Origin of the sequence: Arthrobacter sp. 9MFCol3.1 (assembly GCF_000620385.1) — a bacterium.
Taxonomy (GTDB): Bacteria; Actinomycetota; Actinomycetes; order Actinomycetales; family Micrococcaceae; genus Arthrobacter.
The window spans coordinates 86,492-106,254 of the sequence record NZ_JIBJ01000013.1 but is presented as its reverse complement, the minus strand read 5'-3'; the positions used below and the strand labels follow the sequence as shown (position 1 = coordinate 106,254).

The window sequence follows — 19,763 nt, the reverse complement described above, 5'->3', positions numbered from 1 at the left end:
CCGCCGGGTTTATCTCCGAATTCCGGGGCTTTCCTGAGTCGTTCGCGCTATTCTGGCATAGGGCCGTCAGCGTCTACATTGGCCGGAGCGATTGGGGGCAATGACATGCATTCAACGGGTGAGGGCTCAGGCCATACCGTGTCCGAGCCAAATCCCGTAGTTGAGGAGTTGCTGAAGGGGTTCGGTGCCCGGGCGGAAGAGCTGCTTCAATCCAAGGAACGCATCGCCGGCCTGCTGGAAGCCGTCGTCGCCCTGGCCGAGGACCTGAGCCTTGATGCCGTCCTGGAACGCGTGGTCGGGTCGGCCTGCCGGTTGTTGCACGCTCGGTTCGGCGCCCTTGGCGTCATCGGTGATGACCACGCTCTCAGCCACTTCATCACCGTCGGCATCGATGGCAAACTGGCGCGGCAGATCGGTCCGCTGCCAACCGGCCACGGCGTCCTCGGCCTCCTGATCACAGACCCGCGGCCGCTCCGGCTGCATGAACTGAGCAAGCACCCCGAGGCCTACGGGTTCCCCGCGCACCACCCTCCCATGAAGTCCTTCCTGGGGGTACCGGTCCGCGTCCGGGACGTGGTGTTCGGAAACCTCTACCTCACGGAAAAAGAAGGCGGTGAGGACTTTTCCCCCGAAGACGAGGCCTTGGCCGTCGCCTTGGCGGCAGCAGCCGGCGTAGCCATCGAAAATGCCCGGCTCTACGACGACGCCCGCCGCCGGGCACGCTGGCTGGAGGCCTGCATGGACGTCTCCGGGCTGATGCTGAGCACGGACCGCGACTACACCTCGGGCGGCCTGGACCCGATCGCCGGCCGGGCGCTCCAGGAGTCCGCGTCCTCGCTCGCCCTGCTGGTGGCCCCCGCCGCCAACGGGGTGGCCCACGTGGTGATCGGCGTCGCCGGTGAGCGCGGCACGGCGTTTTCAGGACGGTCACTGCACCTGGAGTCAGAGCTCCTGGAAGATGTCCTCGAAGGCGGCGAGCCGGTCCTGTTCGACGACGCATCCGAAGTGCTGGGGGAGGTCGACGGCGCCGTCACCGGCCCGCTGCTGGCAGTGGCGCTGAGTACCCAGGGCGCCCACCACGGCCTCCTGCTGCTGGCACGGGACAAGGAGTCGGTGCGCTACGCCCGGACCGACATCGAAATGGGGGCCGTCTTCGGCTCCCACGTGGCCCTCGCCTTGGAACTGGCCCGGGTGCACCGGCTGCGCGAGGAGCTCCTGGTCTTCACCGACCGCGACAGGATCGCCCGGGACCTGCACGACCTCGTCATCCAGCGGCTGTTCGCCGCCGGGCTGAGCGTGCAGAGCCTGACCCGTTTCACCAAGGAGGAACTGGCGCTGGAGCGCATCCGCAACATCACCGGCGAACTCGACGAAGCCATCCGCAGCCTGCGCGACACAATTTACTCGCTCAAGAGCAACACAGGCGAGATCGAACTGCTGAGCGGCCGGATCCGTCGGGTCACACGCAGCTCGTCGAAGTCGATGCCGTTCCCGCCGCGCCTGACCATCACCGGACCGGTGGATGCCGTGACGCCGGACAAGGCCGACAACGTCGTGGCCGTGGTTTCCGAGGGGCTCAGCAACGCCATCCGGCACTCCGGGGCGGATACTATCTCGGTCTCGGTTGCGGTCGTCAAGGGCCGGGTGACGGTGGTGATCAGCGACAACGGCGCCGGATTCGCCCAACCCGAAAAACGCAACGGGCTAAGCAACCTCGAAGACCGGGCGCGCATGCTCGACGGCGAATGCACCATCACGAGCGCGCCCGACTCCGGTACCAGCCTGGAATGGTCGGTGCCCCTCTAGCCGGCGGCTCCTGCAGCCGGCGCGCCCGGAGGCACCGTGACCGCGGAGCCTACCCGACGCTGCGCGGCCGGATTACTTCGCCGGTTCTCCCGCCGGCGGCCGCCGGAAATGCCGGGCTGGCGATGAAGACGGCGGCCTGCGTGCGGCGTTCGAATCCAAGCTTGGCCAGCAGGGACGACACATAGTTCTTCACGGTCTTTTCCGCCAGGAACATTTCGGCGGCAATCTGCCGGTTGGTCAGTCCGCCGCCCACCAGCTCCAGGACCTTGCGCTCTTGGGGCGTGAGGGAGGACGTGCGCGGGTCGACCTCTTCGGCCTCCACCAGGCTGTCCACGACGCCGGCGGCCACGCCCTCCTCGAAGAGGGACTCGCCCGCTGCTGCCCGCCGCAGGGCGCCGATCAGGTCCGTGCCGCCGATCTCCTTCAGCACGTATCCCCGCGCGCCGGCCAGGACGGCCCCGCGCAGGGCCTGTTCGTCGTCGAAGCTCGTCAGGATGATGCAGTTCAGGGACGGGTCCACTGACCTCACATCCCGGCAGACCTCAATGCCGGTCCCGTCCGGCAGGCGTGCGTCCAGCACACAGACATCGGGGTGCAGAGCGGGAATCCGGCGGGTCGCCTCCACCGCGGATCCGGAACTGCCGACCACAGCAAACCCCTCGCCTTCGAGAAGTTCCTGCAGCCCGCGCCTGACAAGTTCGTGGTCATCAAGAATAAAGACGCGGATCACCGCCTGCCCGCCATCAGGTGCAGTGAGACCTGCGTCTGCCCAGGCAATCATGATTCTCCCGTCCGGCCGCTCGCGCGACCGCTCAATTCTCTTAGTAACACGCTGATTTTTGTCTCGAGATACTGCTTTTCATCTGCTGACCCCAGCCTCTGCCATTCTTCTGCACTGGGGCGGCGCGAACAAGGGTCATAGTGCCCAACAGGCCGGCTCCGGCCAGTTGCCCGGAGCGTTTCGGGGTAGCCCGCCGGCTGGCCGGGGTGCATGCCCTTTGGCCCTAGGCGTCGTGCCGGCCGAGGGAAATCATGGGAGCGTCGCCATCTGGCGCGGGAAGCTCGGCCGGTACGAGGGCAAAGGATTGGGATGAACGAAGTCAGGGACGTCCGCACGATCGTGGTGGGCGTTGACGGCTCGGACGCTTCGGTGTCCGCGTTACGGCATGCGCAGGGCCTCGCGGTGCCACTGGCCGCCAAAGTCGTCGCGGTGGCATGCTGGGACTACCCACCGGTGTACGACGGCTATGTCGCCGTCGGGATCGACGACTTCGACGTCCGGGCCGGCGAAATCCTGGCCGAGGCGGTGGTGAAGGCCTTCGGCCCGGACACCCCGGACAACGTCGAGACCCGCCTCATCCAGGGACACCCCCGCCGCATACTGATCGAGGAGAGCAAAACCGCGGACATGCTCGTGCTGGGCCGCCGCGGCCACGGGGGATTCGGTGGACTGTTACTGGGATCGGTGAGTTCCGCCTGTGTGGCACATGCGCATTGTCCGGTGCTGGTGGTCCACTCGCCCGAACACGACTGACGCCGCACTCCTGCCTGGAGGATCCTATTCGAACGTGGCCCGGCGCGGATCCGAGAGCCGCGTGGTCCACACATCGGGCCGGTTGACCTTGAAGCGTCGTCCGGTCAGGGCTTTGGGAGCCACCCGCACGTAGTAGGCCTTCTCGCCGGGCTGCCAGGGCTCCAGGAGCAGGGAGTCCACTTCGTCCTTCTCTTCCTGGCTCTCGATGACCTCGGCTTCGCCGCGCGCCATCACACTCCAGGCCGTTTCGTCGCGGACGTCGTAGCCGTCGATCTCGAATGCAACCGGCTTGCCCGTGATGGCACCCCAAAGCTTCGTGCCGCCGGCGGTGCGGAAGGCAATCGCCCGCCGTTCGAGGACGAAATTCACCGGGAAGATCTCCGGGTGGTTGTCTACGATCAGCGCTACGCGCCCCACGACTTCGGTGTCGAGCAGCGCCCAGCACTGGTCCATGGTCAGCGAGTATTCCGGTGAGGGCGTGGTTGAGTCCATGTCGAGACACGATACGGGCCGGCCAGGATCCCGATCAGGGCCATAGGTCCCGCAGCGGACACCAGGTGACGTGCGCTGCGGCCCGCCGGCGCGGGTCACCAGGGGCTGGGCTTGTAGTCCTTCAGGAAGACGCCGTACTGGTCCTCACCGGATTCGCCCATCACGATGGGGTCGTAAACGCGGGCGGCGCCGTCAACGAGGTCCAGGGGCGCGTGGAAGCCCTCTTCCATGAGGCGGACTTTGGTGTAGTGCGGCCGTTCGTCCGTGATCCAGCCGGTGTCCACGGCCGTCATGAGGATGCCGTCGGCGTCGAGCATTTCCTGGGCGCTGGTTCGCGTCATCATGTTCAGCGCAGCCTTGGCCATGTTCGTGTGCGGGTGCCCGGGGCCCTTGTAGGCGCGGGAGAACTGGCCCTCCATGGCGCTGACATTGACGATGTACTTCCGCCGCGCGGTGGATCGCTTCATGGCACCCCGCAGCCGGCTGACCAGCAGGAACGGAGCCGTCACGTTGCACAGCTGCACTTCGAGCATCTCCAGCGGGTCCACTTCGTCCAGCACCTGGGTCCAGCTGTTGATGGTGGCGAGGTCCGGGACCAGGCCACCCGCGTCTATCGCGGTGCCGGAGGCAATACGCTCCAGCGACGCCGAACCGGTGGACAGGGCCAGGGACGTGATCGCGTCCCCGGCCAGTACGGGATGGTCGAGCACGCTGCTGGCCAGGGCAAGCGGGTGCTTGTCGTGGGCGTGGCCGAACGTGACGAGCTCCGGGCCACCGTTGGCAGCCTGGAGGGCGGCGGGCAGCGGCTCGTCTTCGGCGTCGACGAGCGGCTTGTAGGCATTGCCGGAGCGCCGCACCGTCTGGGCCGCGTTGTTAATGATGATGTCCAGCGGTCCTGCGGCATCCAGGGAATCCGTCAGGGCCATTACCTGGGACGGGTCGCGGAGGTCGATGCCCACGATCCGGAGCCGGTGCAGCCAGTCGGCGCTGTCCTCCATCGCCGCGAAGCGGCGGGCGGCGTCCTTCGGGAACCGGGTGGTGATGGTGGTGTGTGCGCCGTCCCGCAGGAGCCGGAGCGCGATGTACATGCCGATCTTTGCCCGCCCGCCGGTCAGGAGGGCCCTGCGGCCGGTCAGATCGGTGCGGGCGTCGCGCTTGCTGTGGCTGAACAGGGCGCACTCGGGGCACAGCTGGTGGTAGAAGGCATCCACCTGGGTGTAGTGCTGCTTGCAGATGTAGCACGGCCGGGACCTGATCAGGTGGCCGGCGATTTCCCCGGTCGCGGACGTGGCGAGCTTGTTGCCGCGCGTTTCGTCGTCGATCCTGTCGGGGGCCGCCGTCGCCGTCTGTGCGATCACGGCGCGGTCCGCCTCGGCGATCTCATCGCGCTTGCTGACCCGCCGGTGGCGTTTGACGGCCTTGAACATCTTCCCGGTGGCGCGGCGCACTGAGACGTAGTCCGGGTGCTCCTCGTCATAGGCGTGGATCGTGTTCAGGACTTTCAGGCAGGCCTGGATTTCCTCCGGGGTCAGCCCGGCAAGACCAGACTCGGCGGCGGAAACGTCGGAGGACAGATCGGGGGAGCTCATTGCCCTAATTTTACAGGGTGCGGGGAGCCCGGCCGGACGAGCGTGCCGGGCCCCCGCCTGCCTATGCCGTGGGTGATTGCTTGACCGGTCCGTCCGTGCCGACAGCGGCTGCCTGGACGTCGGCCACCTTGTCCACGGACTCCCGCAGTTCGGGCCAGTTCTCGGTTGCGGTGCGGACGGCGTCGGGCACCAGGCGCAGGTTGGCCGCGGACAGCGCCCGTTCCGCATCGCTGGGGTCCGGGACGTGCTGGCCCTTGGACAGGACCGTGATTCCGGAGTCGGTGACCTTGAAGCCGCGGGCGCGGTCCAAGTCGGGATCGAGCCCGATCGCGGCCCCGGCCGGAACCTTGACGTTCTTGTCGATGATGGCGCGTTTGATGACTGCGCCTTCACCGACGTTGACCTTGTCCATCAGGACCGAGTCCAGGACCCGGCTCGAGGTGCCGACGTAGACGTCGTTGGAGAGCACGGAGCCTTCCACGATGCCGCCGGAGACGACCACGCCGCTGGCCACGATCGAATCCAGTGCCGTGCCCACCGTGTTCGACTTGCCGCGGACAAACTTGGCCGGCGGGGAGATGGTCTGGCGGGTGTAGATCGGCCACTCGGAGTTGTAGAGGTTGAAGACCGGGACGGGGGAGATCAGGTCCATGTGGGCGTCGTAGAACGAATCGATGGTGCCGACGTCGCGCCAGTAGGTGCGGTCCCGTTCGGTGGATCCGGGGATGTCGTTGAGGGTGAAGTCGTAAACGCCGGCCTCGCCCTGGTTCACGAAGTAGGGAATGATGTCCCCGCCCATGTCGTGCTTGGTGTCGAGGCGCTCGGCGTCAACGTGGAGGGCTTCAATCAGGGCGTCGGCGTTGAACACGTAGTTGCCCATGGAGGCCAGGAACTGGCTGGGGTCCGCCGCGAGGCCGGGCGTCGACGACGGCTTCTCGACGAACGCGGCAATCTTCTCCGGGTTGTCCGCGTCCGTTTCGATCACGCCGAACTGGTCCGCCATGTGCAGCGGCTGGCGGACGGCGGCGACTGTGGCTTTCGCCCCGCTGGCGACGTGCTGGGCCACCATCTGGGAGAAGTCCATCCGGTAGACGTGGTCTGCGCCGACCACGACGACGATGTCGGGATTGGCGTCATGAATGAGGTTCAGGGACTGGTAGATGGCGTTGGCGCTGCCCAGGAACCAGCTCTTGCCGACGCGCTGCTGGGCCGGGACCGAGGCCACGTAGTTCCCGAGCTGGGTGGACATGCGCCACGTTTCGGAAATGTGCCGGTCAAGGCTGTGGGACTTGTATTGCGTCAACACCACAATTTGCAGATAGCGGGAATTCACAAGATTTGAAAGGGCAAAGTCAATAAGCCGGTAGCTTCCGGCAAACGGGACACCAGGCTTGGCCCGGTCCGCCGTCAACGGCATGAGCCGGTTTCCCTCGCCACCTGCGAGGACAATTGCCAAAACTCTCTTTTGATGCGGCATGGTGATAGCTCCTGAACGCCTTCGTTACTCCCCAATACAGTCCGGCATGCCCGAACGTCTTCACACTAGATCAGTTCCACCGTAACGACTACCTTGGTGCATGTGCGAATAGATATTGTGACCAAAGAATTCCCGCCGGAAATCTACGGCGGCGCCGGGGTCCACGTGGCCGAGCTCAGCAGGGTGCTGGCCCAACGCGTGGACCTTCAGGTGCGTGCCTTCGGCGCGCCCCGCGAGCCCGGGTATCACGGAGCGACCGTCACGTCGTATTCCGTGCCCGAAGACCTGGGCTCAGCAAACGCCGCTATCCAGACCCTCGGGGTGGACCTGAGGATCGTTCCGGATATCGCCGGCGCGGACCTGGTCCACTCCCACACCTGGTACGCCAACATGGCCGGACACATCGCGTCGCTGCTCCACGGCATCCCGCATGTCCTCAGCGCCCACAGCCTGGAGCCGCTGCGCCCGTGGAAGGCCGAGCAGCTCGGTGGCGGCTACGCGGTGTCTTCATGGGTGGAAAAGACCGCCTACGAGGCCGCTGCCGCCATCATCGCCGTCTCGGAAGGCATGCGCCAGGACATCCTGCGCAGCTATCCGGACGTCGACCCGGCCAAGGTCAAGGTGGTCCACAACGGCATTGATGTCAGCCAGTGGAACCGGGACGAGGCTGATGACATCATCCGGCCGCTCGGGATCGATCCGGAGCGCCCCAGCGTTGTTTTTGTGGGCCGGAACACCCGGCAAAAGGGCGTACCGTACCTGCTGCGGGCCGCCGCCAAGCTCCCGGCCGACGTCCAGCTGGTGTTGTGCCTCGGTGCGGCGGACACGCCGGAACTGGCGGCTGAGACGGCACGCCTGATCGAGGAGCTCCAGAGCCAGCGCAGCGGCGTGATCCTGATCGAACGGATGCTGCCCCGCAACGAGGTCATCCAGGTGCTCAGCCACGCGACGGCGTTCGCGTGCCCGTCCATCTACGAACCGCTGGGCATCGTCAACCTGGAGGCGATGGCGTGCGGCGCCGCCGTGGTGGCCAGCGCCACGGGTGGCATTCCGGAGGTCGTCGAGCATGGCAAGACCGGGCTGCTTGTTCCGATCGAGCAGGTCACCGACGGTACCGGCATCCCGCTGGACCCGGAGAAGTTCGTCACCGACTTTGCCGAGGCCCTCATAGAAGTGGTGTCCGATCCCGCCCGGGCCCGCGCCATGGGTGAAGCGGGCCGGCGCAGGGCCGAGGAACACTTCTCTTGGGAATCCATCACGGAGACCACGCTCGAGGTCTACCGTTCGGTGCTCAACAAGGACTCCTGACCGCGCGACGGAACAGCAGTACGTCCAAACGGCAGAACGACGACGGCGCCGCCCCGGCTGAGGGGGCGGCGCCGTCGTCGCATTTCTGCTGGGTCAGCCGCGGGCTTTGGTGCCGTGGGCCTTCGTACCGTGGGCCTTTGTGCCGTGAACGGCGCGGGCCAGCATAATCTTTTCGTCCAGCGGCGCCTGGCCGCTAGCGCGCTGCTTGCGGAAGTAGTCCCGGGCCTCGTCCTGGCGGACCTTCTCCGCGCCGGTGGAGATCTCAGCGCGGAGGTGCTCCGGGCCGTAACCGAACGCGTCCACCAGGTCCAGGGCGTGCGGGCGGATCTTCACGAGCAGGCGGTTGATGTATTCGCCCACAGTGCGTCCGCGCTGCATCGACAGCCTGCCGTTCATGAGGTACCAGGACAGGTTCTTCTCGATCAGGGACAGGCCGAACAGATCGCGCAGCCACGTCAGGACCTTGCGCGTGCCCGGGTCAGTCACTTTGCCGAGGGCCTCAGTAAAGGCCTCCCACTGCAGCAGCTCCGCATGTGCCTGGGCGGCTTCGATGAGTTCGTGCTGGTGGGCGTTGAACAAGGCGGCGCCCTGCTGCTGCGGGAGCTTGTTCGCACCCTTGAGGGCCGTGGCCACCTCAGCGACCATGGTCTGGACGCGGTCCGTGAGCAGGGTCCGCTGGCTTGCCTCGTCCTTGATCGCCAGCGCGGCTTTCTGCACTGATCCGGTGTCCGCCACGAACTGGGCGACGCCGCGCAGTCCGGTGCGGTGGATCGCGGCACCGGTGGCCTGGCCCACGACGTAGCGGGCCAGCACGCCGACGTTGACGGTGCGGAATTCCTTGGCGTAGTCCGCCAGCAGGCGCTTGGCGACCAACTGCAGCAGGACCGTGTTGTCGCCCTCGAACGTGGCGTACACGTCGAGGTCGGCACGGAGCGAGGCGAAACGGTTCTCGATCAGGAACCCGGCGCCGCCGCAGGCCTCGCGGCATTCCTGCAGGGTGTCCAGGGCGTGCCAGGTGCTCAGCGGCTTCAGGGCCGCGGCCAGGGTTTCGAGGTCCTGGCGGTCCTGGTCGGTGTCGTGACGGCCGGAGAAGACATCGTCGAATTTCTGCAGCAGCTGCTCGCTGGCGAAGCTGGCGGCATACGTGGTGGCCAGCCGGGTGAAGAGCCGGCGCTGGTGCCGCTGGTAGTCCAGCAGGACTTCCTCGTCGGTCTGGGAGGAGGCATTGAACTGCCGGCGTTCGGTGGCGTACTGGATGGCGGTTTTCAGGGCCAGTTTCGACGCCGTCACGGCGGCGCCATCGAGGGAGACCCGGCCCTGGACCAGCGTGCCGAGCATCGTGAAGAAGCGACGGCCCGGGCTGGCGATGGGGGACGTGTAGTTGCCCTCGGGGTCGACGTCGCCGTAGCGGTTCAGGAGGTTGGTGCGGGGGATCCGGACGTTCGTGAAGTGCAGCCGGCCGTTGTCGATGCCGTTCAGGCCGCCTTTGACGCCGTCGTCCTCGCCCCCGATGCCCGGCAGGAAGTCCCCGGTCCCGGCGTCCCGGAGGTCCATGTAGAACGCGTGCACGCCGTGGTTGACGCCCTTTGTCACCAGTTGGGCGAAAACGACCGCGGCCAGACCATCGTTGGCGGCGTTGCCGATGTAGTCCTTCCACGCGGCCCGGAACGGCGTGTGGACCACGAACTCCCCGGCGGCGGGGTCGTAGGTGGCGGTGGTGGCAATGCTGGCCACGTCCGAGCCGTGCCCGGTTTCGGTCATGGCGAAGCAGCCCGGGATGTCCAGGCTCATGATGCCGGGCAGCCACTTCTCGTGGTGTTCCGCGGTGCCAAGGTGGTTCACTGCGGAGCCAAACAGTCCCCACTGGACGCCGGCCTTGATCTGCAGCGACGGGTCGGCGATGACCAGCTCCTGGAAACCGGCCACGTTCCCGCCGTGATCATCCGAGCCGCCCACGGACGTGGGGAATGCGCGGTGGACGGCGCCATTGTCCACCAGGATCCTGAGCTGGCCGAACACGCGTTGGCGATGTTCGGTGTGGGTCTGGCCCTCGATCTTGTGCAGTTCCGGGCGGCCGGCGAGGCCCCTGGACTGCAGCCTGATGTCGGCCCACTTGCCGAGCAGCTGTTCGCCAAGGGCCGCGACGTCGACGGCGGGCGCCTCGGGGGAGCCGGGCTGGCCGGAACGGCCGGCTGCTGTGGTTGCCGCCGGCCGCTGTGGTTGCGGCCGGCTGCGGGGGGCGTTGCCGGTGGTGCGGTCGGCTAGTTCAGTCATGTCGTTTCCTTCTGTGGTTCTGACAATCTCTAGTGCTGACAGTTCAGTTCGCGGGTGTGGGCAGGGCCGGTGCTACGGTGTGCCCCGGCCTGCCGGGCCCGTTCGTTCCGTTTGTGCTGTTTCTTCCGGAGGAGGCGCCTGCAGCTCGGGGGCGATGCCGAAGCACAGCCAGTCCGTGATCTGCCGCGCCATGGCCTCCTGGCCGGGCTTGGCCGGTCCGGGCGGGCTGGCGAGCCACTGTTCGCCGGCATTGCGGACCAGGCCGATCGCGGCATTGGGCCAGTAGCCGATCACGGCTTCCTTGTCCTGGCCGCCGCCCAGATGGCTGCGCATGGGCCGGGCAATCATGTCGCTGATGGCGGCGAAGAAGTGGCTCAACGCTCCGGCTGTGGACATAGTCGGCCCGGCCGTCTCGGCCTCGCCGGACGCATGGCGCGTGACGAAGGTGTAGACGTTTGGGCTGGTCTCGGCCATTTGCAGGTATGCGGACACCATGGCGAACAGGCCTTCGCGGGGCGTCTGGGCGCTCTGTGCCGCCTCCTGGATGCGCCGCTGCATCTGGCTGAGGACCACCTCGCCCACGGCCTGCTGGAGTCCGGCCTTGTCGCCGAAATAGCGGTAGAACACGGACTTTGACGTTCCCGCTGCTGCGGCGATGTCCTCCATGGACGCGTCACTGCCGAGGGCATGCACCGCCTTCCGGGCCGACTTGATCAGTTCCCGCCGCCGTTCCTCGCGGTGGGACTGCCAGCGGGAAGCGCGGCCGTCGACGGTGGCCTGCCCGGCGGGCGGGGTGGCTTTGGGGCTGTTCACGATACCCAGCGTATCAGGTACGCTGGGTATCGGTAATCGCTTTGATCGAAGGAGACAGCCCATGTCCGTCAACGGACAGTCAGTGCCCCGCCCCCAACCAGCCACCGCATCAGCCGCCGCCGCACCCGCCGCCGGAACGAATCAGCATGCCGGCGCGGTCCCGGCGCAACTCCGCAAGGCGGTGGTGGTGGGTGGCAACCGCATCCCGTTTGCCCGGACCGGAGGTGCCTACACCAAGTCCTCCAACCAGGACATGCTCACGGCCGCTCTGGATGGCCTGATTGCCCGCTTCGGCCTTCAGGACGAGCGGATCGGAGAAGTGGCCGCGGGGGCGGTCCTCAAACACTCCCGGGACTTCAACCTCACCCGTGAAGCCGTGCTCGGCTCGGCACTCTCTGCCGAGACCCCGGCGTATGACCTCCAGCAGGCCTGCGCCACCGGCCTGGAAACGGTGCTCGGCCTGGCGAACAAGATCAAGCTGGGCCAGATCGACTCCGCGATCGCCGGCGGCGTCGACTCCGCCTCTGACGCTCCCATCGCCGTCAGCGAGGGACTCCGCGAGGTGCTCCTCGACCTCAACCGCGCCAAGACGGTCTCCCGGAAGCTGCAGGTCCTCAGCCGGCTCCGTCCCAAGGATCTGGCCCCCGATGCCCCGAACACGGGGGAGCCGCGTACTGGCTTGTCGATGGGCGAGCACCAGGCGCTGACCACGGCGCAGTGGAAGATCACCCGCGAGGCCCAGGACGAGCTCGCCTTCAACAGCCACCGGAACCTTGCCGCGGCCTACGACGCCGGCTTCTTCGATGACCTCCTGACCCCGTACCGGGGACTGAGCCGCGACTCCAACCTGCGCGCCGACACGAGCCTGGAGAAACTGGCCACCCTCAAGCCCGTTTTCGGCAAGAACCTGGGCGCCGAAGCGACCATGACGGCCGGCAATTCCACCCCGCTGACCGATGGCGCGTCCACCGTGCTGCTCTCGTCCGAGGAATGGGCCGACGCCCATGACCTCCCCAAGCTCGCCGCGGTCATCGACGGCGAGGCTGCGGCCGTCGACTTTGTCCACGGCAAAGACGGACTGCTCATGGCGCCGGCCTTCGCCGTGCCCCGGCTGCTCGCGCGCCACAACCTCACCCTCGCGGACTTCGACTTCTTCGAGATCCACGAGGCCTTTGCCGGCACGGTGCTGAGCACGCTCGCCGCGTGGGAGGACGAGGAATTCGGCCGCACCCGCCTGGGCCTGGACGGCGCCTTCGGCAGCATCGACCGGGTCAAGCTGAACGTCAACGGCTCCTCGCTGGCCGCCGGGCACCCGTTTGCGGCCACAGGCGGCCGGATCGTGGCCTCACTGGCAAAAATGCTGCACGACAAGGGCCAGGTCAACGGCCGCCCGGCCCGCGGCCTTGTGTCCATTTGCGCCGCCGGCGGCCAGGGCGTCGTCGCAATCCTCGAAGCACTCTAGGGAGAACCGGATGAGCGACAAGTACACCCGGCTGGTCAGCCACGGACTCGGCAAGGACCTCGCCAAGCGGCTCGGCCTCCCGCAGCCGGTGGTCCTCCGGCGTCACGAGCCCGGCCGCCCCCTCATCGATGGACCGGTCTTGGTCCAGGGATCAACCGGCGGCGCCGACGAGCTCGCCGCCACCCTGCTGGACTGGAATCTCGACGTCCGCCGCCACGCGATCCCCAAGGAAAAGCTCGGCGCCATCATCCTGGTGCTGGACGAACTGGCCCATCCCGGCGACCTTGAGAAACCGGTCCTCACCGCGGCCGCATCGCTGCGTGACCTCGCCCCGAACGCCCGCGTCATCACCGTCTCCCGCACGGCAGGCTCGGCGACGGAACCGGCAACGGCCGCTGCCAGGCAGGGCGTGGACGGTCTCCTGCGGTCTTTGGCGAAGGAACTCCGCGCCGGAGCCACCGGCAACGGCATCCTGCTCGCCGACGGCACCCGGGCCACGAGCCCGGCAGCACTGGGGGCGTTGAGGTTCTTCCTCTCGGGCCGTTCGGCGTTCGTGGACGGGCAGTTCCTGACCGTCAGCTCCGGCGCCGGTCAGCTGCCCGACGACGTCGAGAAGCCGCTGGCCGGCAAGGTGGCCGTCGTGACCGGCGCCGCGCGCGGAATCGGGGCAGCGATTGCCCGCACCCTGTACCGCGACGGCGCCACGCTCATTCTCGTCGACATTCCAGCGGCGGGGGACCATCTGGCGGCAGTGGCCAACGAGGTCCACGGGACGGCCCTGCAGCTGGACATCAGCCGCGACGACGCCGGCCAACGGATCATCGACCACGCCGCGGCACGGCACGGCCGGCTGGACATCATGATCCACAACGCCGGGATCACCCGGGACAAGCTCCTGGCCAACATGGACGCCGGCCGCTGGAACGCCGTGATCGGCGTCAACATCGCCGCGCAGCTGCGGATCAATGAGGCCCTCCTCGCGTCGGAGCACTTCCGCGACTCGCCCCGGATCGTGTCCGTGGCCTCTACCAGCGGGATCGCCGGAAACCGCGGCCAGACCAACTATGCCGCGTCCAAGGCCGGCGTGATCGGCATGGTCCGCGCCACGGCGGCGCTGGTCGGCGAGCGCGGCGGGTCGATCAACGCCGTCGCGCCGGGCTTCATTGAAACGGAGATGACCGCCAGGATCCCATTCGCCACCCGCGAAGTGGCGCGCCGGCTCAACTCCCTGCAGCAGGGCGGCCAGCCGCGCGACGTCGCCGAGGCCATCGCGTTCCTGGCCAGCGACGCCGCGGGTGGGATTTCCGGGGAGGTGCTGCGCGTCTGCGGGCAGAACCTGGTCGGCGCATGAGCGGATCCCAGACCGTCATCCTGGGCGAGATGCCCGCACTGTCCAAGCTCTACGTCAACGCGGCGGCCGCCGCGGCGCGGCGCCGGGTCCTGGGCACCCACGGCGGCACCGAACTGCCGGCCTACACCCACGAGGTCCGTGGCGTGAAGGCCGACGTCGCCAATCTGACGGCCTACCAGCACCTGATCGGCGAGAGCGCGAGCGATGTCCTCCCGGCCGGCTTCATCCATGCGCTGGCGTTTCCGCTGGCCATGAGCGTGATGAACCGGGACGACTTTCCGCTGCCCCTGCTGGGCATGATCCACCTGAGGAACAACGTGGTGCAGTCCGCGCCGGTCCTGTTCACCCAGGCCCTGGATATCCGGGCCCGGGTGGAGAACCTGCGCGGGCACCGGGCCGGTACGCAGCTGGATGTCGTCGCGGAGGTCCGTGCCGCCGGGCAGGAAGACGTCCGCTGGCGCGGGGTCTCAACGTACCTGGCCAAGGGGGTGTTCCTTCCGGGGATCGACAAGGCCTCGGTGGCCGTGCCGCCGCCGCCGTTTTCCGTGCCGGATCCCACGGCCATGTGGCAGCTGGGCGTGGATACCGGGCGTGCCTACGCGGCTGTCTCTGGGGACTTCAACCCCATCCACCTGAGCGTCCTGACTGCCAAGGCCCTCGGACAGCGGCGGTCCCTTGCCCACGGCATGTACCTGGCCTCCCGTGCGCTGGCCGACGTCGGTGCCGTCCGGGGGGATTCGTTCAGCTGGGAGGTGGCCTTCGAAGCGCCCGTGTTCCTGCCGGCCCGCGTGGCACTCGATATCAGCACTGTGCAGGCCGACGGCGGTGCGTGGCAGCGCTCGGACTATGTGGCGTGGAATCCGCTGTCCGGGCGCCGGCACTTCAGCGGCTCTGTGGCGGCGCTGCCCTAGCCGGCGGGCGCGGTGCCGCCCGGGCCCGGAAAGGCCGGCCGGGCCCGCCCCGCCGGCGGACAGTGCGTTCGTCCTAGTCTGCCGGCGCCGTGGCCGGTTTGGCCTCCGGCCGCCCGGGCGTGGCCACCCGCAGCATGCGGTGCAGGCTCAAGAGAATGGATTCGACTGCGCTCGGAGCGTCCTTGCTGTGCTGTTCGGTGGCAAGCCTGGCGGTGAGCTCGTTGATCGCCGCGTCGGCGGTGCGGGCCAGCCCGGTCTGGCGATCCGGGTTGTCCTCCTCCGTGGCTCGCAGCACGTTGCCGACGGCGGACATGGCGTTACCGAGGGGTGCCGCATATTCGTCCGGGACCACGAACGGGGTGTCCTCGGCCCAGATGACGTCCGAGAGCACCTGGGTGACGTCCTGCACGTGGAACGTGAGCCGCTCGAGGTCGCGCAGGTTGCGGTAGTCGAGGTTCATGTCGCGCGGATGCAGCCGGCGGCGGGGATTGGCCCGGCGGCTGGCGTCGGCTTTCTCGACGGCGAGCCGCACCGAGCGGGCGTGCGCGGCGAGCGATTCCGAGCGCCGGGACCAGTCAACATGCTCCGGCGGCCAGCTTTCCTTGAGTGCCTTGCCCATGTCCCAGAGTTGCTGGGCGAGCGCCTGGCGCAGTTCCACGATGCTCAGCGCCGCGGCCCGGAAGTGCAGTGGCGGGAAGACCAGCAGGTTCACGACGATGCCCACGGTGACGCCGACCGCCATCTGGAAAAGGTACCCGAACGAGAATGAGTCCGGGTTGTGGCCGCCGACCAGCAGCACCAGGAGGGCCGCCGTCGGGATCCAATCCCGGCCCGAACCGATCTTCGGCAACCCGGCCAGGACCACGCCCAGGCCCATGACCACCGCAACCGTCAGCGGAGTCGGATGACCGAGGCTGAACAGCATGAAAGCCAGTCCCACCCCGATCGCCAGACCGACCAGCGCCTGCAGGCCCTGGCGCATGGAACCGGCGACGTTCTCGTACATGGCCACCAAGGCGCCGAGCGGGGCGTAGTACGGATACTCGGCCGCCGAGCCCGGCATGAAGGGAGCGATCGCGAAGGCAATGCCCGCGGCAAGCGCCGCCTTAAGAGCCAGCTGGAGCCGCGGCCACACGAGCGCTGCCGCGACGCCGCTTGCCACGCTGTGGGCCCGAATGCGCAGCGCGGAGGGGGGCTTTTCTGTTGTCTTTTCTGGATTGGCCATCCCGGCTCACCCTAGGGCCGTGTGGTTGCTGCTACAAATGGACGAACCCGTTGCCGCGCCGCAGGAGCCTGCGGCTACACGCTCAGGACGCGGCGTGGGCGGCCCGCCGCACCGCCGCGGACAGCCGCTGGGCCCGTCCGGCGGTCCGGCCCTCTTCGCTGCGGCGGGGCACATACCCGAACCCGAGGCCGTAGCCGGGATCCGCGAAGCCGAGGGCCGCGCTGGCGCCCTCGTGCCCGAAGGCCAGATGGCTGCCGAAGTTCCGCCCCGGCTGGGGTTTCATGAACCCGACGGCAAAGGCGTTGTCCTGCCCGGAGCACCGGTCAAGTCCCCAGACCTGCTCCGCGGCCATGAGCTCGATCGTGGCCGGACCCAGGAACGCGGGGCTGCCGTCCACCCCGGTGGTGGCGGCGTAGAGCCTGGCCAGCCCTTCAGCTGATCCCACGCCTCCGGCGCCGCTCATGCCCGAGGCGCGCACCACGCGATGGTTGGGCAGTTCCATGATGGTGCTGACCGGCGCGTTGCTGTTCAGCCCGTCGAGGCTGAGCGGGTCCAGCCACGGCTGGGCCGGGTCAGGGTCGTAAAGCACCTCGCGGTACCGCGGTTCCTGGTCCTCGGGCAGGCCCAGGAAGAAGTCGATCCCCCACGGGCGGCGGAGGCGTTCATCGTAGAGCCCCTGCAGCGTCATCCCCGAGGCGCGGCGGCAGAGCTCCTCCATCAGGATCCCCAGGGTCAGGGCGTGGTAGCCGAAGGCTGTGCCCGGGCGCCATAGCGGCGCCGCGGCCGCGAGACGCCGTGCGGCGGCCGGCGTCGTGAATTCCGCCAGGGGAATACCGCCCACGACGCCTGGCAGCCCCGCCTGGTGGGAAAGGGCCTGCCGCACGGTGAGCCGGTCCTTGCCGTGGACGCCAAACTCGGGCCAGTAGGACGCGACGGTGCGGTCGAGGTCGAGCAGGCCGTCCTGGACGAGGAGGGCGATGACGAAGGCAGCGACTCCCTTGGAACAGGAGTAGGTGCCCGTGATCTCGCCTGGGGCCAATCCCGGTCCGCCGCAGAGGTCCAGCACCCTGGTGCCGTGGTGGTAGACCGCCAGCTGCGCGCTGTAGCCCGGATCCTCACAAAGGAAGGCGTCGAAGAGCTCACGCACACCCGTGAAACCGGGGGCGGCAAACCCATCCGAGACGGCCGCCGTCGACATCAGGCTGCGCCGTGTCCGGGGGTGACCTCTTCGCCGGCCCGGACGGGTCCGGGAGGCGTGCCGTCGCCGAACGGCCGGCCGCCGAGGGCCTCGCGGCCGTGCTCCGAGAGCCAGTTGCCCAGTTCCGGCCCGCGGGGGACCACTCCGGTGGGATTGATGTCCTCATGCACGATGTAGTAGTGCTGCTTGATTTGCACAAAGTCGGTGGTGTCACCGAACCCTGGCGTCTGGAACAAGTCGCGCGCGTAGGCCCACAGGACCGGCATCTCGCTGAGCTTTTGCCGGTTGCACTTGAAGTGGCCGTGGTACACGGCATCGAAGCGGGCCAGTGTGGTGAACAGCCGGACGTCGGCCTCCGTGATCGTGTCACCCACCAAGTACCTTTGGCCCGCCAGGCGTTCCTCGAGCCAGTCCAACGCCGTCCAGAGCCGATCGTAGGCAGCGTCGTAGGCCTTCTGGGAACCGGCGAAGCCGCAGCGGTAGACGCCGTTGTTCACCTCGGTAAAGACACGCTTGTTGACGGCGTCGATTTCTTCCCTCAGGTGCTCCGGGTACAGCTCCGGCGCGCCGGCCCGGTGGTACTGCGCCCACTCCGTGGAAAAGTCGAGCGTGATCTGCGGGAAGTTGTTGGTGACTACCTGCCCGCTGGGTACGTCCACGATCGCCGGGACGGTAATCCCGCGGGGGTAGCCGGGGAAGCGGCGGAAGTAGGCGTCCTGGATGCGCTCGATCCCGAGGACGGGATCTCTGCCGTCCGGGTCAAGATCGAACGTCCAGGACCGGGCGTCGTGGGTGGGGCCGGGCTGGCCGAGCGAGATGACCTCTTCCAGGCCGAGGAGCCGGCGCACGATCACCGTGCGGTTGGCCCACGGGCAGGCACGCGCGGCGATGAGGCGGTAGCGGCCAGGTTCCACGGGCCAGCCGGGCTCGCCGTGGGGGCCCGCGGCGCCGTCCCGGGTGATCCGGTCCTCAATGTAGTTGGTATCCCGGGTGAATTCCTCGCCGCCGGTCACGTACGCGCCCTTGGTGCTGAATCCCGGATCGTCGGTGTGGGTACTCTGGCTCATGGTCCCAGCCTAAGGCCGGGAAGAGAACGGCCCGAACGCTGTTGTGAACTACAGTGCCGTGAACACGGGCGCCATCGGCTGCCAGGCAAACCACCAGGCGCCGGCCACAACCGCGGCGAAGAGGGCAATCCACACCGCGGCGGGGACGGAGGTGGCCCGGGCCAGCAGGTAGGCGTCCGACGTCGGGAGCCTGTCACGGTGCCGCAGGTGGACGTTGGCCAGTTTGCCGAGGTCCCTGACGGCAGCGACCAGCAGCGCCAGGCCCAGCACGATCATCACGTGGCCGTTGAATACCGGCGGCACAAAGAGCACCAGGAGCGCCGAGGCCAGCACGGCGGCGGCGGTGATGAGGAGGCCGACGCCGTTGCGGAGGAACAGGAAGGACGCCAGGAGGATGAGCGTGCCCACCGACATCGCGGCCGGCCCCCAGCCGTTGAAACCGCACCAGACCATCGCCGCCCCGACGACAGCGGGCACGGGGTAACCCCAGAACGTCGACCACGCGGCGGACAGGCGGCTCCGGCTGTACGTCGTGGTGGTACCGGAGTGGTCCAGGCCCAGCCGGATGCCGCCGAGCCGCTGGCCGGTGGTGAGGGCGGCAAACGCGTGGCCGAGTTCGTGGGTCACGGTGGCGAGCAGGCCAAAGTAGCGCCAGGACAAGCGGGGCAGGGAGACGGCCACTGCCAGCAGGATCACCGCCACGAGCTCCGTGCTGCTCACGTGCGGGCTGGACGCGTGGGTGAATCCGGCAACGATCCGCTCCCACCATGTCAGGGCGAGGTTCGGTTCCCCCAGCAGGCCGGGCCGGATCATGCCCTACCCGAGGCATGCGCGATGCAATACGCCGTCCAGGGCCTGGCTTCCAGCCGGTCCCCGGGGATCGGGGTGCCACATACAGCGCAGATTCCGTAGGTGCCCTCGTCCAGGCGGGCTAGGGCGGCATCGATCTGCAGCAGGGAAGCCCTGCTCTGTTCCAGGAGCGCGGAGGCCTGGGACAGTTCGAAGGCGATCGTTGTGCCCTCGGGGTCGTGTTCATCGTCGACGTTGGAGTCGAGACGGGCCGCGTTGACCGAGGTGATGTCCCGGCGGAGAGCGGGCAGGAGGGCAAGCTTCCGGTCACGTTCCTCGCGCAGGAGTATCCGGAACCGTTCGACGTCAACCATAGGGTTCAAGGCTAGCGCGGTCGCTGCGGCGGCGCCTAAACGGGCCGAAGGACCCGTCCGCACCGGGAGCCGCCGAGGGACTCAAAGAACTGG

17 protein-coding genes are annotated in these 19,763 nt (G+C 68.0%); 6 read left to right on the top strand and 11 right to left on the bottom strand.

Going from position 1 to position 19,763, the window contains the following annotated elements; all coding sequences use genetic code 11:
- Positions 1-105 precede the first annotated feature (105 nt).
- On the top strand, positions 106-1,806 hold the full coding sequence (locus C560_RS0114360; RefSeq protein ID WP_051533198.1) for a GAF domain-containing sensor histidine kinase: 1,701 nt from the start codon (positions 106-108) through the stop codon (positions 1,804-1,806).
- Positions 1,807-1,855: 49 nt separating this feature from the next.
- Here C560_RS0114360 and C560_RS0114355 read toward each other — a convergent pair whose 3' ends face one another.
- Entirely contained in the window at positions 1,856-2,587 is a 732-nt protein-coding gene (locus tag C560_RS0114355; RefSeq protein ID WP_026538734.1) for a response regulator, read from the bottom strand.
- A gap of 309 nt (positions 2,588-2,896) precedes the next feature.
- Between C560_RS0114355 and C560_RS0114350 the strand changes: the two genes are divergently transcribed.
- Positions 2,897-3,340, top strand: coding sequence for a universal stress protein (locus tag C560_RS0114350; RefSeq protein ID WP_026538733.1), 444 nt, complete (start codon positions 2,897-2,899; stop codon positions 3,338-3,340).
- A gap of 24 nt (positions 3,341-3,364) precedes the next feature.
- Here C560_RS0114350 and C560_RS0114345 read toward each other — a convergent pair whose 3' ends face one another.
- The 3 genes from C560_RS0114345 to glgC form a co-directional block, all read right to left on the bottom strand.
- Positions 3,365-3,832, bottom strand: coding sequence for a pyridoxamine 5'-phosphate oxidase family protein (locus tag C560_RS0114345; RefSeq protein WP_026538732.1), 468 nt, complete (start codon positions 3,830-3,832; stop codon positions 3,365-3,367).
- A gap of 95 nt (positions 3,833-3,927) precedes the next feature.
- Positions 3,928-5,421: an SDR family NAD(P)-dependent oxidoreductase gene (locus tag C560_RS0114340; RefSeq protein ID WP_051533197.1), complete on the bottom strand. Its 1,494-nt coding sequence runs from the start codon at positions 5,419-5,421 to the stop codon at positions 3,928-3,930.
- Positions 5,422-5,482: 61 nt separating this feature from the next.
- The gene (glgC, locus tag C560_RS21985; RefSeq protein WP_043423177.1) at positions 5,483-6,898 is read right to left on the bottom strand and encodes a glucose-1-phosphate adenylyltransferase; all 1,416 of its coding nucleotides are present in this window, start codon (positions 6,896-6,898) and stop codon (positions 5,483-5,485) included.
- 102 nt (positions 6,899-7,000) lie between these two features.
- Here glgC and glgA point away from each other — a divergent pair, with 102 nt between their 5' ends.
- The gene (gene glgA, locus C560_RS0114330) at positions 7,001-8,206 is read left to right on the top strand and encodes a glycogen synthase (RefSeq protein WP_043423194.1); all 1,206 of its coding nucleotides are present in this window, start codon (positions 7,001-7,003) and stop codon (positions 8,204-8,206) included.
- 93 nt (positions 8,207-8,299) lie between these two features.
- Here the strand turns inward: glgA and C560_RS0114325 are convergent, their stop codons facing one another.
- Positions 8,300-10,480 (bottom strand): acyl-CoA dehydrogenase family protein, encoded by a 2,181-nt coding sequence (locus C560_RS0114325; protein ID WP_026538730.1) that lies wholly within the window; start codon positions 10,478-10,480, stop codon positions 8,300-8,302.
- A 72-nt stretch (positions 10,481-10,552) separates the two neighbouring features.
- On the bottom strand, positions 10,553-11,293 hold the full coding sequence (locus C560_RS0114320) for a TetR/AcrR family transcriptional regulator (RefSeq protein ID WP_155855790.1): 741 nt from the start codon (positions 11,291-11,293) through the stop codon (positions 10,553-10,555).
- A 61-nt stretch (positions 11,294-11,354) separates the two neighbouring features.
- Here C560_RS0114320 and C560_RS0114315 point away from each other — a divergent pair, with 61 nt between their 5' ends.
- From C560_RS0114315 to C560_RS0114305, 3 genes are read left to right on the top strand one after another with little or no spacing between them, the layout of a single operon-like run.
- The gene (locus C560_RS0114315) at positions 11,355-12,755 is read left to right on the top strand and encodes an acetyl-CoA C-acetyltransferase (RefSeq protein ID WP_026538728.1); all 1,401 of its coding nucleotides are present in this window, start codon (positions 11,355-11,357) and stop codon (positions 12,753-12,755) included.
- A gap of 10 nt (positions 12,756-12,765) precedes the next feature.
- Positions 12,766-14,106: a 3-oxoacyl-ACP reductase gene (locus tag C560_RS0114310; protein WP_026538727.1), complete on the top strand. Its 1,341-nt coding sequence runs from the start codon at positions 12,766-12,768 to the stop codon at positions 14,104-14,106.
- Positions 14,103-15,017, top strand: a complete 915-nt coding sequence (locus C560_RS0114305) for a MaoC family dehydratase (RefSeq protein WP_026538726.1) — start codon at positions 14,103-14,105, stop codon at positions 15,015-15,017. The genes C560_RS0114310 and C560_RS0114305 overlap by 4 nt, the downstream gene beginning before the upstream one ends.
- A gap of 73 nt (positions 15,018-15,090) precedes the next feature.
- Here C560_RS0114305 and C560_RS21980 read toward each other — a convergent pair whose 3' ends face one another.
- The 5 genes from C560_RS21980 to C560_RS0114280 form a co-directional block, all read right to left on the bottom strand.
- Positions 15,091-16,242, bottom strand: coding sequence for an FUSC family protein (locus tag C560_RS21980; RefSeq protein WP_231494358.1), 1,152 nt, complete (start codon positions 16,240-16,242; stop codon positions 15,091-15,093).
- Positions 16,243-16,324: 82 nt separating this feature from the next.
- Entirely contained in the window at positions 16,325-17,440 is a 1,116-nt protein-coding gene (locus tag C560_RS0114295) for an EstA family serine hydrolase (RefSeq protein WP_026538725.1), read from the bottom strand.
- A complete protein-coding gene (locus C560_RS0114290) occupies positions 17,440-18,507 on the bottom strand; it encodes a glutathione S-transferase family protein (RefSeq protein ID WP_026538724.1) in 1,068 nt (355 codons plus the stop codon). The genes C560_RS0114295 and C560_RS0114290 overlap by 1 nt, the downstream gene beginning before the upstream one ends.
- A 48-nt stretch (positions 18,508-18,555) precedes the next feature.
- Entirely contained in the window at positions 18,556-19,320 is a 765-nt protein-coding gene (locus C560_RS0114285; protein ID WP_026538723.1) for a M50 family metallopeptidase, read from the bottom strand.
- On the bottom strand, positions 19,317-19,670 hold the full coding sequence (locus C560_RS0114280; protein ID WP_018772929.1) for a TraR/DksA family transcriptional regulator: 354 nt from the start codon (positions 19,668-19,670) through the stop codon (positions 19,317-19,319). The genes C560_RS0114285 and C560_RS0114280 overlap by 4 nt, the downstream gene beginning before the upstream one ends.
- Positions 19,671-19,763 lie beyond the last annotated feature (93 nt).

Bases quoted from the DNA above. Each gene is read 5' to 3' on its own strand.
- C560_RS0114360 (WP_051533198.1), top strand. From the start codon at position 106: ATGCATTCAACGGGTGAGGGCTCAGGCCATACCGTGTCCGAGCCAAAT.
- C560_RS0114355 (WP_026538734.1), bottom strand. From the start codon at position 2,587: ATGATTGCCTGGGCAGACGCAGGTCTCACTGCACCTGATGGCGGGCAG.
- C560_RS0114350 (WP_026538733.1), top strand. From the start codon at position 2,897: ATGAACGAAGTCAGGGACGTCCGCACGATCGTGGTGGGCGTTGACGGC.
- C560_RS0114345 (WP_026538732.1), bottom strand. From the start codon at position 3,832: ATGGACTCAACCACGCCCTCACCGGAATACTCGCTGACCATGGACCAG.
- C560_RS0114340 (WP_051533197.1), bottom strand. From the start codon at position 5,421: ATGAGCTCCCCCGATCTGTCCTCCGACGTTTCCGCCGCCGAGTCTGGT.
- glgC (WP_043423177.1), bottom strand. From the start codon at position 6,898: ATGCCGCATCAAAAGAGAGTTTTGGCAATTGTCCTCGCAGGTGGCGAG.
- C560_RS0114325 (WP_026538730.1), bottom strand. From the start codon at position 10,480: ATGACTGAACTAGCCGACCGCACCACCGGCAACGCCCCCCGCAGCCGG.
- C560_RS0114315 (WP_026538728.1), top strand. From the start codon at position 11,355: ATGTCCGTCAACGGACAGTCAGTGCCCCGCCCCCAACCAGCCACCGCA.
- C560_RS0114310 (WP_026538727.1), top strand. From the start codon at position 12,766: ATGAGCGACAAGTACACCCGGCTGGTCAGCCACGGACTCGGCAAGGAC.
- C560_RS0114305 (WP_026538726.1), top strand. From the start codon at position 14,103: ATGAGCGGATCCCAGACCGTCATCCTGGGCGAGATGCCCGCACTGTCC.
- C560_RS21980 (WP_231494358.1), bottom strand. From the start codon at position 16,242: ATGGCCAATCCAGAAAAGACAACAGAAAAGCCCCCCTCCGCGCTGCGC.
- C560_RS0114295 (WP_026538725.1), bottom strand. From the start codon at position 17,440: ATGTCGACGGCGGCCGTCTCGGATGGGTTTGCCGCCCCCGGTTTCACG.
- C560_RS0114290 (WP_026538724.1), bottom strand. From the start codon at position 18,507: ATGAGCCAGAGTACCCACACCGACGATCCGGGATTCAGCACCAAGGGC.
- C560_RS0114285 (WP_026538723.1), bottom strand. From the start codon at position 19,320: ATGATCCGGCCCGGCCTGCTGGGGGAACCGAACCTCGCCCTGACATGG.
- C560_RS0114280 (WP_018772929.1), bottom strand. From the start codon at position 19,670: ATGGTTGACGTCGAACGGTTCCGGATACTCCTGCGCGAGGAACGTGAC.